General features: G+C 59.4%; 13 protein-coding genes and 1 pseudogene. 7 read left to right on the forward strand and 7 right to left on the reverse strand.

Annotated elements, in window-relative coordinates; genetic code table 11:
- The first annotated feature begins 92 nt into the window (after window positions 1–92).
- The 4 genes from mnmA to NMD14_13815 all read left to right on the forward strand — a co-directional run bounded on the left by mnmA (window position 93) and on the right by NMD14_13815 (window position 4,606).
- Window positions 93–1,199 carry a tRNA 2-thiouridine(34) synthase MnmA gene (mnmA, locus tag NMD14_13800; GenBank protein ID XEI31834.1) on the forward strand — a complete coding sequence of 369 codons (1,107 nt, stop codon included), beginning with the start codon at window positions 93–95 and terminating at the stop codon, window positions 1,197–1,199.
- Window positions 1,200–1,222: 23 nt separating this feature from the next.
- Window positions 1,223–1,837 carry a high frequency lysogenization protein HflD gene (gene hflD, locus NMD14_13805; protein XEI31835.1) on the forward strand — a complete coding sequence of 205 codons (615 nt, stop codon included), beginning with the start codon at window positions 1,223–1,225 and terminating at the stop codon, window positions 1,835–1,837.
- A gap of 129 nt (window positions 1,838–1,966) precedes the next feature.
- The gene (purB, locus tag NMD14_13810; GenBank protein ID XEI31836.1) at window positions 1,967–3,337 is read left to right on the forward strand and encodes an adenylosuccinate lyase; all 1,371 of its coding nucleotides are present in this window, start codon (window positions 1,967–1,969) and stop codon (window positions 3,335–3,337) included.
- A 138-nt stretch (window positions 3,338–3,475) separates the two neighbouring features.
- Complete coding sequence (locus tag NMD14_13815; protein XEI31837.1) at window positions 3,476–4,606, forward strand: cupin domain-containing protein; 1,131 nt, start codon at window positions 3,476–3,478, stop codon at window positions 4,604–4,606.
- A gap of 61 nt (window positions 4,607–4,667) precedes the next feature.
- Here the strand turns inward: NMD14_13815 and NMD14_13820 are convergent, their stop codons facing one another.
- The 6 genes from NMD14_13820 to NMD14_13845 all read right to left on the reverse strand — a co-directional run bounded on the left by NMD14_13820 (window position 4,668) and on the right by NMD14_13845 (window position 10,592).
- Window positions 4,668–5,189, reverse strand: coding sequence for an N-acetyltransferase (locus NMD14_13820; protein ID XEI31838.1), 522 nt, complete (start codon window positions 5,187–5,189; stop codon window positions 4,668–4,670).
- Window positions 5,190–5,195: 6 nt separating this feature from the next.
- Window positions 5,196–6,827, reverse strand: a complete 1,632-nt coding sequence (locus NMD14_13825) for a GNAT family N-acetyltransferase (protein XEI31839.1) — start codon at window positions 6,825–6,827, stop codon at window positions 5,196–5,198.
- Window positions 6,827–7,441, reverse strand: coding sequence for a glutathione S-transferase family protein (locus tag NMD14_13830; GenBank protein ID XEI31840.1), 615 nt, complete (start codon window positions 7,439–7,441; stop codon window positions 6,827–6,829). Before NMD14_13830 ends, NMD14_13825 begins: the two co-directional genes overlap by 1 nt.
- Before the next feature lie 36 nt (window positions 7,442–7,477).
- On the reverse strand, window positions 7,478–8,116 hold the full coding sequence (pdxH, locus tag NMD14_13835) for a pyridoxamine 5'-phosphate oxidase (GenBank protein XEI31841.1): 639 nt from the start codon (window positions 8,114–8,116) through the stop codon (window positions 7,478–7,480).
- 143 nt (window positions 8,117–8,259) lie between these two features.
- Window positions 8,260–8,589 (reverse strand): hypothetical protein, encoded by a 330-nt coding sequence (locus tag NMD14_13840; protein ID XEI31842.1) that lies wholly within the window; start codon window positions 8,587–8,589, stop codon window positions 8,260–8,262.
- On the reverse strand, window positions 8,586–10,592 hold the full coding sequence (locus NMD14_13845) for a M12 family metallo-peptidase (GenBank protein XEI31843.1): 2,007 nt from the start codon (window positions 10,590–10,592) through the stop codon (window positions 8,586–8,588). The genes NMD14_13840 and NMD14_13845 overlap by 4 nt, the downstream gene beginning before the upstream one ends.
- Before the next feature lie 216 nt (window positions 10,593–10,808).
- Between NMD14_13845 and NMD14_13850 the strand changes: the two genes are divergently transcribed.
- Complete coding sequence (locus tag NMD14_13850; GenBank protein ID XEI31844.1) at window positions 10,809–12,020, forward strand: methyltransferase domain-containing protein; 1,212 nt, start codon at window positions 10,809–10,811, stop codon at window positions 12,018–12,020.
- A 119-nt stretch (window positions 12,021–12,139) separates the two neighbouring features.
- Window positions 12,140–13,338, forward strand: a pseudogene (locus tag NMD14_13855) (ISL3 family transposase).
- Between the two features lie 54 nt (window positions 13,339–13,392).
- Here NMD14_13855 and NMD14_13860 read toward each other — a convergent pair.
- Window positions 13,393–13,737, reverse strand: coding sequence for a Grx4 family monothiol glutaredoxin (locus NMD14_13860; GenBank protein XEI31845.1), 345 nt, complete (start codon window positions 13,735–13,737; stop codon window positions 13,393–13,395).
- Window positions 13,738–14,025: 288 nt separating this feature from the next.
- On the opposite strand from NMD14_13860, the gene sodB reads away from it, so the two are divergent.
- Entirely contained in the window at window positions 14,026–14,610 is a 585-nt protein-coding gene (gene sodB, locus NMD14_13865; GenBank protein ID XEI31846.1) for a superoxide dismutase [Fe], read from the forward strand.
- Window positions 14,611–14,646: the final 36 nt, after the last annotated feature.

Genomic DNA, 14,646 nt, shown 5'->3' on the forward strand with positions numbered 1-14,646 from the left:
CTCCTGATGGGAACTGCGGCATGGATATGTGACCGGGGGCGCAAAACTCTGGTAGAATACGCCCCGTTTAAACGAACTGGTAACTTCGACTAATGACAGACAACAGCCAAATCAAGGTGATCGTCGGCATGTCCGGCGGCGTGGATTCTTCCGTCTCGGCCTACCTGCTCCAGCAGCAGGGCTATCAGGTCGAAGGCTTGTTCATGAAGAACTGGGAAGAAGACGACACGGACGAGTACTGCTCTGCCGCCCAGGATTTGGCTGATGCCAAGGCCGTCTGCGACAAGCTAGGGATGAAACTCCACACCATCAACTTCGCGGCCGAGTACTGGGACAATGTGTTCGAGCACTTCCTCGAAGAGTACAAGGCTGGCCGCACGCCGAACCCGGATATCCTGTGCAACAAGGAGATCAAGTTCAAGGCGTTCCTCGAATTTGCCGCCGAAGAGCTGGGTGCCACCTACATCGCCACCGGCCACTATGTGCGCCGTGACGACAGCACAGGCCGCCCGCGCCTGCTGCGCGGTCTCGATACCAACAAGGATCAGAGCTACTTCCTCTATACCCTGAGCGAGAAGCAAGTGGGTCAGAGCCTGTTCCCGGTTGGCGATCTGGAAAAGCCCGAGGTGCGCCGCATCGCCGAGCAGCTCGATCTCATCACCGCCAAGAAGAAAGACTCCACCGGCATCTGCTTTATCGGCGAGCGCAAGTTCAAGGACTTCCTGGCCAAGTTCCTGCCCGCCCAGCCCGGTAACATCGAGACCGTGGATGGCAAGGTGATCGGTGAACATCAGGGTTTGATGTATCACACCCTGGGCCAGCGCAAGGGCCTCGGCATCGGTGGTCGCAAAGATGCCACCGAAGAGGCCTGGTATGTGGTCGACAAAGAGGTCGAACGCAACGTGCTGGTGGTGGCGCAGGGCGAGCATCCCCGCCTCTACTCCGATGGCCTGATCGCCAGCCAATTGCACTGGGTGGATCGCACTCCGATCCGCGAGCCGCGTCGCTGCACCGTCAAGACCCGCTACCGCCAGCAGGATATCCCCTGCCTGATCCAGCCCATCGACGATGAAACCATCCGGGTCATCTTCGACGAAAGCCAAGCTGCGGTGACCCCGGGCCAGTCCGCCGTCTTCTACGACGGGGAAGTGTGTCTGGGCGGCGGCATCATCGAACAACGTTTCAGCCATCCGGTTTGAATCCTTAACAGAAGGCAGCAGACGTGAGCGATAAATTCCAAGACAGAACAATGGCCTTTGCCGGCATCTGCCAGGCCGCGTATCTGGTGCAGAAGGTGGCCCGAGACGGCAGCTGTGACGAGGCGGCCCTGCGCGAGAGCCTCTCCAGCATTCTGGTGACCAACCCGAGCCAGCCGCTCGAGGTGTTCAACAACACCCATCTGGCCATACGCGACGGCTACCGTGCGCTGGTCGAGCAGCTGGGTGCCGACGGCAGCCAGAAGAATGCCGAGCTGACCCGCTACGTGGTGAGCCTGATTGCACTGGAGCGCAAGCTGGCCAAGCGTAAGGACATTCTCAACATGCTGGGTGAGCGGATCAGCCAGATCGGTCGCCAGCAACAGCACTTCGATCTGCTCGACGAGCAGATTTTGGCCAACATGGCGAGCATCTACAGCGATCTTATCAGCCCCATCGGGCCACGCATCCAGGTGGCGGGTACCCCGCTGTTCCTGCAGCAACCGCTGGTGCAGCACAAGGTGCGCGCCCTGCTGCTGGCGGGCATTCGTGCCTGCGTGCTGTGGCGTCAGCTCGGTGGCAGCCGCACCCAGATCATCTTCGCTCGCAAGAAGATGGTGGAGCTGGCCAAACGTTACTAATCATCGGCTCGCGCGCGGGCAAGCGAGGTCAACATCAGGGTGAACAGCCGCACATCCGCCCTGACGACGACTCAGCCCCACGCGCGAGTGGATACGGATCCCCCACACAAATCATCAGGAGTTCACCCCATGGAGCTGTCCGCGCTGACTGCTGTTTCCCCGATTGACGGTCGTTATGGCGACAAGGCCGATGCCCTGCGCCCTATCTTCTCCGAATTCGGCCTGCTGCGTTTTCGCGTCGAAGTCGAGGTGCGCTGGTTGCAAAAACTGGCCAGCCACGCCGGGATCCCGGAAGTCCCTGCCCTGAGCGCGGCCGCCAACGCCCTGCTCGACGGCATCGTCAGCAACTTCAACGAGAGTGACGCCGCCCGTATCAAACAGATCGAGCGCACCACCAACCATGATGTGAAAGCGGTGGAGTACTTCCTCAAAGAGAAGGTCGAAGTGAACCCGGAGCTGGCGGCTGTCAGCGAGTTCATCCACTTCGCCTGCACCTCGGAAGACATCAACAACAACTCCCACGGTCTGATGCTGAAAACCGCCCGCGAAGAGGTCATCAAACCTTATTGCGAGAAGCTGATCGGCGAGATCAAGCGTCTGGCCCACGAGTACCGCGATATGCCGCTGCTCTCCCGCACCCACGGTCAACCGGCGACCCCGAGCACCATGGGCAAGGAGATGGCCAACGTCGCCTACCGTCTGGAGCGCCAGTACAAACAGATCATGGCGGTGGAGATCCTCGGCAAAATCAACGGCGCAGTCGGCAACTACAACGCCCACATCAGCGCCTATCCGGAAGTGGACTGGCACCAGTTCTCCGAGGAGTTCGTGACCTCCCTGGGTCTGACCTGGAACCCCTACACCACCCAGATCGAGCCGCACGACTATATCGCCGAGCTGTTCGACGCCATGGCCCGCTTCAACACCATCCTGATCGACTTCGACCGCGATGTGTGGGGTTACATCTCGCTGGGTCACTTCAAGCAGCGCACCATCGCCGGTGAAATCGGCTCCTCCACCATGCCGCACAAGGTCAACCCCATCGACTTCGAGAACTCCGAAGGCAATCTGGGTCTGGCCAATGCCGTGTTCCAGCATCTGGCGAGCAAGCTGCCCATCTCCCGCTGGCAGCGTGATCTGACCGACTCGACCGTGCTGCGCAACCTGGGTGTGGCAGTGGGTTACTCCCTGATTGCCTATCAGGCGACCCTGAAGGGCATCTCCAAGCTGGAAGCCAACAGCGATGCCATGGCCGCTGACCTGAACGCCAACTGGGAAGTGCTGGCCGAGCCGATCCAGACCGTGATGCGCCGCTACGGTATCGAGAAGCCTTACGAGAAGCTCAAAGAGCTGACCCGTGGTCGCCGCGTCGATGCCGAAGGGATGCGTACTTTTATCGACACCCTGGAGTTACCGGAAGCAGTCAAGGTGGAGCTGAAGAAGCTGACCCCGGCCAACTACATCGGTGACGCCCAGCGTCTGGTTGATCTGCTGAAGTAAGCCAACCGCTACTGACGAAGGGGCCCTGTGCACGATACGCTACAGGGCCCCTGTTATTTTCCTGCCACGGCAGGATCCCGAGTGGCTTTTCCCAAGCCCGCCTTGGGCAAAACCTCTTTGCGAGACACGAGAAACAGCATGTACGAACTCAATCTGGATATCGCTCACTTCCTTGAGCACTACTGGCAGAAGCGTCCGCTCCTTATCAAGGGCGGCTTCAAGGACTTTCAGGATCCCATCAGCCCGGACGAGCTGGCGGGTCTGGCCATGGAAGAGGTGGTAGAGTCCCGCCTCGTCACCCGTTTCGACGGCAAGTGGGAGGCGGCCCACGGCCCCTTCGAATCCTACGACCATCTGGGCGAAGAGAACTGGACCATTCTGGTACAGGCTTGCAACCACTGGGCTCCCGAGGTGAACGAGCTGGCCGTGCCGTTCCAGTTCATTCCGGGCTGGCGCCTGGACGACGTGATGGTGAGCTTCTCCACCCCTCACGCGGGTGTCGGTCCCCACATCGACAATTACGATGTGTTTATCACCCAGGGTCTGGGCAAGCGCCACTGGCGCGTTGGCGATGCCAAGCCGCTCAACGAGTTTGCCGCCCACGCCGCCCTGCTCCATTGCGAGCCGTTCGAGGCGATCATCGACGTCATCATGGAGCCGGGCGACATCCTCTACATTCCGCCCGGATTCCCCCACGAAGGCTACGCCATCGAGCCCTCGATGAACTTCTCGGTCGGTTTCCGCGCACCGGATGCCAAGGCGCTTATCTCCTCCTTCGCCGATCACCTGATCGACAACGAGGTGCGCACCGAGCGTTACACTGACCCGGATCTCAAGCCCCGTGCCCGTCACGGCGAGATCCAGCCCCACGAGCTACACCGTCTGCGCGAGCTGATGCAGCAGGCACTCGATGACGAGACCCTGTTCAAAGAGTGGTTTGGCACCATGATCTCCGAGGCCAAGCACGATCTGGATGTCAATCCGGTCGAGCCGGACTACAGCGCCGAGGAAGTGGCCGACCTGCTGACCCAGGGCGAGCCCGCCATCAAGGTGCCAGGTCTGCGCACCGTCTGGTTCAGCGGCGAGAGCCAGCAGTGCTATATCGACGGCGAAGCCTGGACCCTACCAAGCATCGATCCCGCCGCCATTTCGCTCTTGTGTGACAAGGACATCATCACTCAGGCCGACATGGTTGAACTGGCCGATCAGGCCGGCTTCCTGCAACTGCTGACCCGTCTGGTCAACCGCGGTTACTGGTTCTTCAACTGATCCAGCTGTGACGGAACGACAAAAGGCGCCTTATGGCGCCTTTTTCAGAGATATCGACGATTCATCCCTCGATCGGTGCTTCGTCAGGCAGTTCATCAAACAGGGGGTGGTAGAGCACCTCACCCTGCACAGCCGCAAAACCGCCTTCCTGCAGCTCCATCGCCATAAAGCAGTCGGCGGGGACTTCGTAGATGCAGTGCAGGTCGAACTCGCTGGCCGGGCGGAAACCGAAACGGCTGTAGTAGGCCGGATCGCCGAGTACCACCACCCCTTTCCAGTCCATCTCGAGCGCCGTATCAAGCCCTTCACGGATCAGATCCGAGCCAATCCCCTGACCTTGCCAGTCGGGATGGACCGCGACCGGCGCCAGACCGAGCCAGGGCCCTTCGATGCCATTAATGGTGATCGGGCTTAGCATCAAGTGCCCCATGAACTCGTACTCTTCCTCCTCGACCATGGTCACCACGGCAGCGCCACATTCACGCAGACGGTTGACCAGTTCGGCCTCATCGGAACGACCGAAGACGGCACTCAGCAGCTCATAGACCGGCAGCATGTCGCCGGGGCGCTCGGTTCTCAACATCAGGTATTACTCCTCGTACTGCAGAGCGGGCATTATTCCACACAACAGTTGGTCATTCTGAGTACCTTTGTCCAAAAATGGGAGGGTGCACTCAGGAAAACGCGCTGCAAACTGCTGCTTCAAGGCTGACAGCGTAGCCGGGGTGACCCTGCTCATCGCCTCACAGTAGGCCAGCCAGAGGGCGGGAGCCTCCCGCGCCAGCCGCGCGAAGGTCAATTCGGGTGCTTGATGCCAACAGCCATCCAGCTCGTCGACCAGCTCCGGCAGCTCCACCAGCAGCCGTAACTGCTGATAACGTATCTGCGGCGAGTCACCTTGGTCACCCAGCGCCTGCGCCAGCAATGGGTTGAACCAGTGGAGCCGTGATGCGCGCTCCTCACTGCTGAGCAGATCGGGCCCCTGGCGCTGCAGCGCGGCCAGTTGCAGCAGCCATGCCAGCCCCTGCTCATCCCTGTCTTTCAGCAACACTCCAGCAAGATGGGGCAACTGCTCCGGATCGGCCTGATCCAGCAGATCAACGGGGTAACAACGGAGCTCCAGCGCCCCCCCAAGATGCGGCGGACAGCAGGGCTCCTCACCAGTTCCGATCTCATCCACAAAGAGCGAGAGGACCAGCTTGCCGTTGGCACTCTGTCGATCCGACCTTGCTGAATCGCGCAGGATCACCACGGCAATCCGCTCATCCGCCAGCCAATGGGAGATCTCATCGAGCAAGGGGGCGGGCAAGGAGCGGGCGCGATCCAGCCGCCAGTAACTCACCTCGCACGGCTGGCGACCACCGAGATGGCGCAACCCGCGATAGTGCATCCCCAGTTTTGCCATCACCCTGCCTGAGGCGAGGTTGTCCGGCATATGGCGAGCCGTCAGCGCTGGCAATTTCAACTGCTCAAAGGCAAACCCCTTGACCAAGCGGGCGGCCCGGGTCGCCAGACCGCGATTCTGCCAGGGTACGCCAACCCACCAGGCCAACTCGCCGTTCCAGTGCAAGGCGATCACCCCGATCAGCGCCGCCCCTTGCTCCTCTGGCAAGGTGATGGCCCAACTCCAGCCAAGCCCAAGCGCCGCCTTGCGCCAGCAGAGCGCCAGCCAGTCGCGGGCTCCCTCCGGCGGATAGGGGTGAGGAATATTGAGGGTGTAGCGGGCCAGCGCCTGGTCGCTGCAGTAGCGCGCGATCTCGCGATCATCGGTCGCCTGCAGTGGTCGCAGCACGACGCCTGATAGCGGCTGATCCTCAGCCAAGGTCGGCACCGTCACGCGGCGTGCCAACAGACGATTGAGCACAGCGCCCAAATCGGCCTCGGGGGTGAGCGGCAGATCGGCCCCCACCGGCCCAAGAGTAAGCAGCCCCTGCTCCCTGGCGAGGGTCAGCAGCGAGGTAGAGGCGCTGATCAGGACTTGGCGGCTGGGATCAACATGAAAATCCGCCAGCAGATCGCCATCGAGCCAGGCGGCCAGCAGGGCTCCCGGACAGAGCACCCCGTCAGGAGGGCTGCTCGCCCAGGGAGCATCGGTTTGATCGAGGGCGGCGGCCGCCTCTTTGCCGAGCAGCAGCTGCCAGCGATGACCTTGCTGCTGCCAGTGCAGCAACAGCGCAGCCCACTGCGGTTGCCACAGACTGGCCTCGATCAGCAGTTCCATCAGCGGGTCTGACAGGCCGCTGGCAGCGTCAGGTGACGGGGGTGGGCCTCGATACGGGCGATCCAGCCGCGAATGGCCGGCCATCCCTGCAGGGAGAAGATCCCCTCCTCTGCCACATGGGTGTAGGCATAAAGGGCGATGTCGGCGATGGTCGGCGCATCACCGCACAGGTAGGGGCTCTGTTTCAGCTGCTGCTCCATCACCGCCAGCGCCTTCTCGCCACCGGCTTTCAGCCCGTCGAGCCGCGCCTCCTGGGACTCGGGGCGGCCGAGATAATGAACAATAAAGCGGGCCACTGCGATGTAGGGCTCATGACTGTATTGCTCGAAAAACATCCATTTGAGCACCTCGGCCTGCTGGCGCGGATCAGTTGGCCACAAGGCGCTGCCTTGCGCCAGATAGAAGAGGATGGCATTGGATTCCGCCAGCGCATCGCCTTGGCCAATCTCCAGCACCGGGATCTTGCCATTGGAGTTCATGGCCAGAAACGCGGGGGTACGGGTATCCCCCGCCTGAATATCTACCGCGACCCACTCAAGGGGCAGCGCCAGCCAGCGGGCCAGCAACCACACCTTGTAACAGTTGCCTGAACGCAGATCACCATACAGACGCATACACACTCCTTGTGAACACGGATTTGAACAGCGCGATCAGGGGGCAAGACGCTCGATATGCCAGCCATCCCCTTCGCGAGTGTAGAAGAAGCGGTCATGCAGCCGGTGCTCGCCCCCCTGCCAGAATTCCACCGTTTCGATCACTACCCGGAAGCCACCCCAGAAGCTCGGCAACGGCACGTCGCCATTGGCAAACTTCTGTTTGAGCTCGAGGAACTTGGCCTCCAGCACGCCGCGGGCCGAGATACGGGTCGACTGCTTGGAGACCCAGGCGGCGATCTGACTATCCTTGGGACGGCTGTGGAAATACTTCATCACCTCGAAGGTGCTCATCTTCTCCACCCGACCGGTGACGTGAACCTGTCTGTCCAGCGTGTGCCAGGGGAAGAGCAGGCTGATACGGGGGTTGCTCTCCAGCTGCTGCGCCTTGCGGCTACCCATGTTGGTGTAAAACACCATCCCCTGGGCATCGTAGTGCTTGAGCAGCACGGTACGCTGCCAGGGCTGGCCGTCGGCATCCACGGTGCCCACCACCATGGCGGTGGGATCGGTCAGTTTGGCCTCACAAGCCTGCGCTAGCCACTTCTCGAACAGCGCCAGCGGCTCGGCCGGCAGATCGGCCCGGTGCAACCCGCCACGGGAGTATTCACGGCGCAGATCAGCAACATCCATCATCTTGATTTTCCTTCAAATAAATAATGGTTCCACGACCATCAAGAGAATGATTGCGGGCATTGTGCTCCGCTCATCTGTCAGTGACAAGCCATAACACAACGGGGAGGCGACTGCCTCCCCGTTGTTGATTCACGACATGCTCATCACTGGTTAGAAACTGCGGATTTCAATGGGCAATGAATCATCATGCGCTGGTTATACTCACGGGCGTAAGCACTCAGCCTGGCATGTGCCTCTTTCTGCTCGGGTCTTATCACATCACCCAACCCATCCAGATAACGCACGCCGCAGCGAGCCTTTGCCTTTGCCTGCTGCTCGGCTGCAATACCAGGGGCGAACTCCCCCCGCCCGGCTATCACTATCAGGCGATAATCCTGCCTGGCGAGGTTTGCACTCAGCTCCTGTTCCAGCGTACGGGCATCGACCTGACAGCCACCGAGCGTGGCAAACAGCAGCAGAGGGATTCCCCTCATGTGCGCCTCCGTTGCCAGCCAAGCAGCGCCAGTGCCAGCGTCCACAATCCGAGCGAACCACCACCACCGCCGCCGCCACCTAAAGTCGATCCACCTTGTACCAGAGGCAGTTTGAGGGGGCTAATGGCAAAGAAGATGTTGCCGCTGCAAGCCACTTTCAGCCTGACGCTGCTGGTGAGATTGGCGGGCAGCGTCACTGTTGCTGCGCCATTATTGAGTTGTCCGGCAGCAAGCATTGTCCAGCTTATGCCCTCATCCTGGGTCACCGAGATGTCCACTTTGCTGCAACTGATAGGTGCCACCGTGGTGCTCGCCACATCCCATGCCACTGCCTGACTGGCCCCTGGCGTGAGAGTGACCCCAGAAAGTGGGCTGGTGATACGAAATGCCGCGCCGGTATTGATCACTTGCACTTTCATGTCATCACTGGCGACGCCACCCTGACCATCACGCACCGTCAGTCTGAAATTGAGATCCCGGTTGGTGGTCGGCCAAGCCTCCCCCTTGGCAAGCGTGCCGGAGAGCAACGATGGCAGGCTTGGCAAAATCCGCTCGGCAGAACGGGTGGGGGAAACAAAGCGAAACAGCGGCCGGGAGCCATCATCAACCATGGTTGCGACACTGCTCGATTCGTTGCCCAGATCGATCTGCTCCCAGTTGTAGAGCAGAGGATCACCGTCCAGATCCCCACCCGCGCCTTTCAACATAAAGGCCGTATTGGCCGGGATCACATAGTCCCCCCCTGCTGCCGCCTGCGGGGCATTATTGCTTAACGCGAGCGTGGTTCCGCAAGTCGATACGGTCGCCATATGCGCCCGCATCTGCTCGATGGATTTGCTGTGAAAATAGGGATCGCTGTGCGGCTGGATATTCTCCTCACCACAGATGCCGGCATAGGCCATGATGGAGCTGCCGCTGCCCGGCTCATAGGCTTGATTCGCAACCCGGGTACCTGCACCGCAACTCCCGGTAGTGCCGTTGAAGGGGTGATCGGCACCGAACTGGTGGCCAATTTCGTGGGCAACATAGTCGATAAAGAAAGCATCTCCTACGGGGTCTGATGAACCCGTCATACCTGACGACTTGGCCCCATAGGGGTAATAAGGCGGCATGGCATCAACACATAACACCCCCAACCCCGCCAAACCTCCGCCACCGGTGTTGAGCACATGGCCGATATCAAATGCTCCCAAATCACCATCAGCAAAGGCCTGCGCCTGCACATCGACGTTGTGATCCGCATCCGCATCGGTGTTATCAAAGGGATCACTGGCCGGGTCAGTAAAGATCACACTGTCATTACCACTGGCCAGCAAGAACTCGGCCCCCACGTCGCGCTGATAGACTTCGTTCACCCGGTTGAGCAGGGTGGCAATGGCCGCCATGGTCAGCACTTTGGACCCACCGTGATATCGGGTGTACTCACCTGCTGCCGAGATAGCGATGGTGTAACGCTTGCGGACATTGCCATCCACTTGCACCTTGCGTACCCGTTTGCTGACACCCGGCCCGATCACCTTGTCGGCATCCTCTTCCAGACGACTATGGGCATCCTGCTGGTAGTAAACTGCATACCCCTCGGCATTGCGCAGCGGGTCAACGAATACTGTCTTGCCCTGATAGCTGAACATGCCATGGAAACCGTGCGGGCCCAGGTCAAAACGCCCGGTCTCTACCGGTTGGGCCGGGTTATACCCCTTGAAAGTCAAAATGTCGGGATACTTGGCGGCAAGATCGGGGGGCAACAAGTCGTAGGGCTCCAGTGTGAAGATCACCTCCCCCCCATCGGGCAATGGCAAGGTAAGCTGACGAGCCCCTGCTTGCAGCCCGGCAAAATAGTCGAGTGGCACCTTGGCAACCCGAAACTGATTGGCCCGAACCTCATAACCTTGCTCCGCAGTCGCTCTGGCGGCGACCGTGCTCCACTCGCTGGCCATCAGGCTGGTTGACCCCAACAAACTGGCCACCAACAGGGCCAACGAACAACTACTGCTCACATGCATCTTTGTCATCCTTGTTTTCATGCACTTTTTTGAACCATCACCGGCATCATTATCCCGCCGCATCAAGAAGCCCGGCGCCACTGTTTCAGCCACTCATCCCATGGGGAGTGTTGCGCCAACCCCTTCTAACCCCTATCATTGCGCGGATTTGTCAATTTTAGAACTGCCCCTCTTCACAAAGGTGCGGTTCATCTCTATCTGGCCAAGGTTAATCTCATGCTCAAATCCCCACTGTTGCCCCGTTTCGGGGATCTGGTCGTTGCCATTGTTGACGATGTGCTCGGTCAGGGTCTTACCCTCGACCGTGCTTATGCCCGTCACTTCTCTGGCATCGAACTCAAACCGCAAGAACAGGCAAGGATTGCCCTGGTCACTGGCGACCTGCTGCGTCGTCTCAGCCTCTATTGCGCCCTGACCGGCATTCAGGTGCGTCAGGCCGAAAAGAATGTCTGGCCGCTGCTACACAGCTGGCACGCCTTCCACAAAATTGCCCAGCCCAACAACCCGACGCTGGATCGCTTCAATGAAGAGGCCTTCCGCCGCCGTCTGACCGAGGCGAAGAAGAACCCGGTGCTGATGGATGGTTGCCCGAGCTGGCTGGAGAAACTCGGCAACGAGCAGTTGGGTGACGCCTGGCCTGCCGAGCGTGCCGCCCTGGCCTGGATGCCCAAGCGTTACCTGCGGGTCAACACCCTCAAGTGCACCCGTGATGAGCTGCAGGCCATTCTGGCCAAAGAGCATGTCACCACCATTCCGGTTGAAGGTGTGGAAACTGCCCTGCAGGTCACCTCTGACGCCGCCCTGTTCCGCACCAAGGCCTTTGCCGATGGTTGCTTCGAACAGCAAGACGCTGGCTCCCAGCTGGTTGCTGCGGCTCTGGAAGTCGCCCCGGGCATGCGCGTCATCGACGCCTGCGCCGGTGCCGGTGGCAAGACCCTGCATATCGCCGCCATGATGCAGGGCAAAGGTCGTCTGCTGGCGATGGATGTGGAAGAGTGGAAGCTGGAGAACCTCAAACAGCGCGCCCGTCGCGCCGGTGCCCACAACGTGGAGACCCGGGTCATCACCAGCAGCAAGACCGTCAAGCGTCTCAAAGAGAGCGCGGATCGCGTACTGCTGGACGTGCCCTGCTCCGGGCTGGGCGTCCTCAAGCGCAATCCGGATGCCAAGTGGCGTGATACCGCCGAGCGTCTGCCGGTGCTGGTCGCGTTGCAAGAAGAGATCCTGCAGCGTTACAGCCAGATGGTGAAGGTCGGTGGCCTGCTGGTCTATGCAACCTGCTCCATCCTGCCGCAGGAGAACCGCCAGCAGGTGGACAAATTCCTCGCGGCCAACGAGAACTTCCGTCTGCGTGACGATCACACCGTGAGCCCGTCTGAGACCGGCTTTGACGGTTTCTACATGGCCCGTATCGAACGGATCGCCTGATGCCTGTCGTGGCATAAAAAAGGTTCTTCGCGGAAGCGTGGGGAAGAGTAAGTTGACAGACAGGGTTCGGGTAAACTGGTAGTCGCCAAACAACCGGACTCCCTTACCCTGCTGTCGCTATGCATCATATTGATTTTGCCTCGTTCTGGCCAGGTTACGACGTTTCTGTCCATCGCCGCTCTGCCACACAAATCACATTGGCTCTTGAGCCTCTCGCCAATCATCTACCGCTCTGTGGTCAGTGCCATCAACCCTGTCCACTCATCCATGACCGCCGAATGCGCACAGTTCGTGACCGTGACCTCCTTGAACTTCGCGTACATCTGCAAGTCCCCGTCCGTCGGGTTGACTGCCTGCGTTGTGGTCGGGTTTCTGAGCATATCGATTGGTTACCCCCAGCTCCCGGCTGACACAGCGATTGCTGCGCTGGGTAGAGGCCTTGCTTGAGCTGATGCCTATCAGTCATATCAGCCAGCTCACCGGACTGCACTGGCATACCATCAAGGCCATCGACAAGCGTCGGCTACAGGCCAGTGTTGGCACCTTTGAGCCCGGCTCGGTGCGGCGGCTGGTGATGGATGAATTCGCCCTGCATAAAGGCCACCGCTATGCCACAGTGATCATGGATGCTGAACGGACTCGCGTTTTGTGGGTGGGGCATGGCAACAGCCGAGAGGCTATTCGCCCCTTTTTCGAGCTGATGGGCGAACGATGCCAACAGATTGAAGCGGTGGCCATGGACATGAACTCCGCCTTCGATCTGGAAGTGAAACAGCACTGTCCACAGGCCGAGGTGGTGTATGACTTGTTCCATGTGGTGGCCGGTTATGGCCGCAAAGTGCTCGACCGAATTCGGGTGGATCAAGCCAATGCATTAAAGCATGACAAGCCGGCTCGCAAGGTCGTCAAGCTGGCGCGTTGGCTACTCCTGCGCAATCGAGAAAATCTCAAGGAAGACCAGGCGGTGAAATTACAAGAGCTATTGGAAGCCAATAAGCCCTTGGCGACAGCATATGTTCTCAAGGAGGCCCTGAAGGAAATCTGGTACGCCCCGAGCGTCAGGGAAGGTTGGCGACGATGGAAGGCCTGGATGCGGCAAGCGAAGGAAAGTGGCCTGGAGCCCTTAGAGCGTTTTGCCAAAAACCTTCGCCGTTACACCCGGGGGATTTTGGCCAGCGCAATCTTTCCCATGCACACCAGCCTGCTGGAGGGCGTGAATAATCGGATCAAAGTGATCAAACGCATGGCTTATGGATTTCGGGACTCAGAATACTTTTTCCTGAAAATCAAGGCCGCCTTCCCCGGAAAGACGCGATGAACCATAAAAAAGGGGAGCCAGTGGCTCCCCTTTTTGCATGATGCGAATACGACCTTATTCGGCGGCCGCGTCATCCTGCTTGTACTTGGCAGCAGTCTCCTTGATCAGGGACTGCAACTCACCAGCCTGGAACATCTCGATCATGATGTCACAGCCGCCGATCAGCTCGCTCTCAACCCACAGCTGGGGGAAAGTTGGCCAGTTGGCGAATTTCGGTAACTCGGCGCGGATATCCGGGTTTTGCAGGATATCGACGTAAGCAAACGGCTCGCCACAGGACATCAGAGCCTGGGAAGCCTGGGCAGAGAAACCGCAGCTCGGAAGCTTGGGGGAGCCCTTCATGTACAGGATGATGGGATTGTCAGCCAGTTGCTGTTTGATTTTTTCGATAGTTTCCATAGGTGCCTCACTAGAGCGATTTCGGCGGCCATTCTACTGCAATCTTGCCGGAGCACAAACTGACAAAGGGGTGACCCGGCTCGAATTGCGCAAAGAACCCACTCAGGCTTGATCGCGATCATGGCGCCAATCAAGAGTTGTTAGGCCATCTTTGATACTGCTACAATCCCTTGGCTTTGGGCTACCTTGCCCCCTCATTTTAACAACAACTCTTTTCACATATAGAAAAGAGTACGCAATGTCTTGCAACCGTCGCCTTCGCACGGTCCAGCCAATGGAGAGTAGAAAATGGCATTCGAACTTCCCGCTCTGCCCTATGCAATTAACGCTCTGGAACCGCACATCTCCCAGGAAACTCTGGAATATCACCACGGCAAGCACCACAACACCTACGTGGTTAATCTGAACAATCTGGTGCCGGGTACCGAGTTTGAAGGCAAGTCTCTGGAAGAGATCATCAAGAGCTCCAGCGGCGGCATCTTCAACAACGCCGCCCAGATCTGGAACCACACCTTCTACTGGCACTGCCTCTCCCCGAATGGCGGTGGCGAGCCGACTGGCGCCCTGGCTGATGCCATCAACAAAGCATTCGGCTCCTTCGCCGAGTTCAAAGATGCCTTCACCAAATCTGCCATCGGCAACTTCGGCTCCAGCTGGACCTGGCTGGTGAAGAAAGCTGACGGCTCTCTGGCCATCGTCAACACCTCCAACGCCGGTTGCCCGCTGACTGAAGCCGGTACCACCCCGCTGCTGACCGTTGACCTGTGGGAGCACGCCTACTACATCGATTTCCGCAACCTGCGTCCGAAGTACATGGAAACCTTCTGGACCCTGGTGAACTGGGAATTCGTGGCCAAGAACCTGGCTGTCTAATCAGCCTCGCTTGCCAACACGCCTCGCTCTTGCGGG

This window comes from Aeromonas veronii (assembly GCA_041319085.1).
Taxonomy (GTDB): Bacteria; Pseudomonadota; Gammaproteobacteria; order Enterobacterales; family Aeromonadaceae; genus Aeromonas; species Aeromonas veronii_F.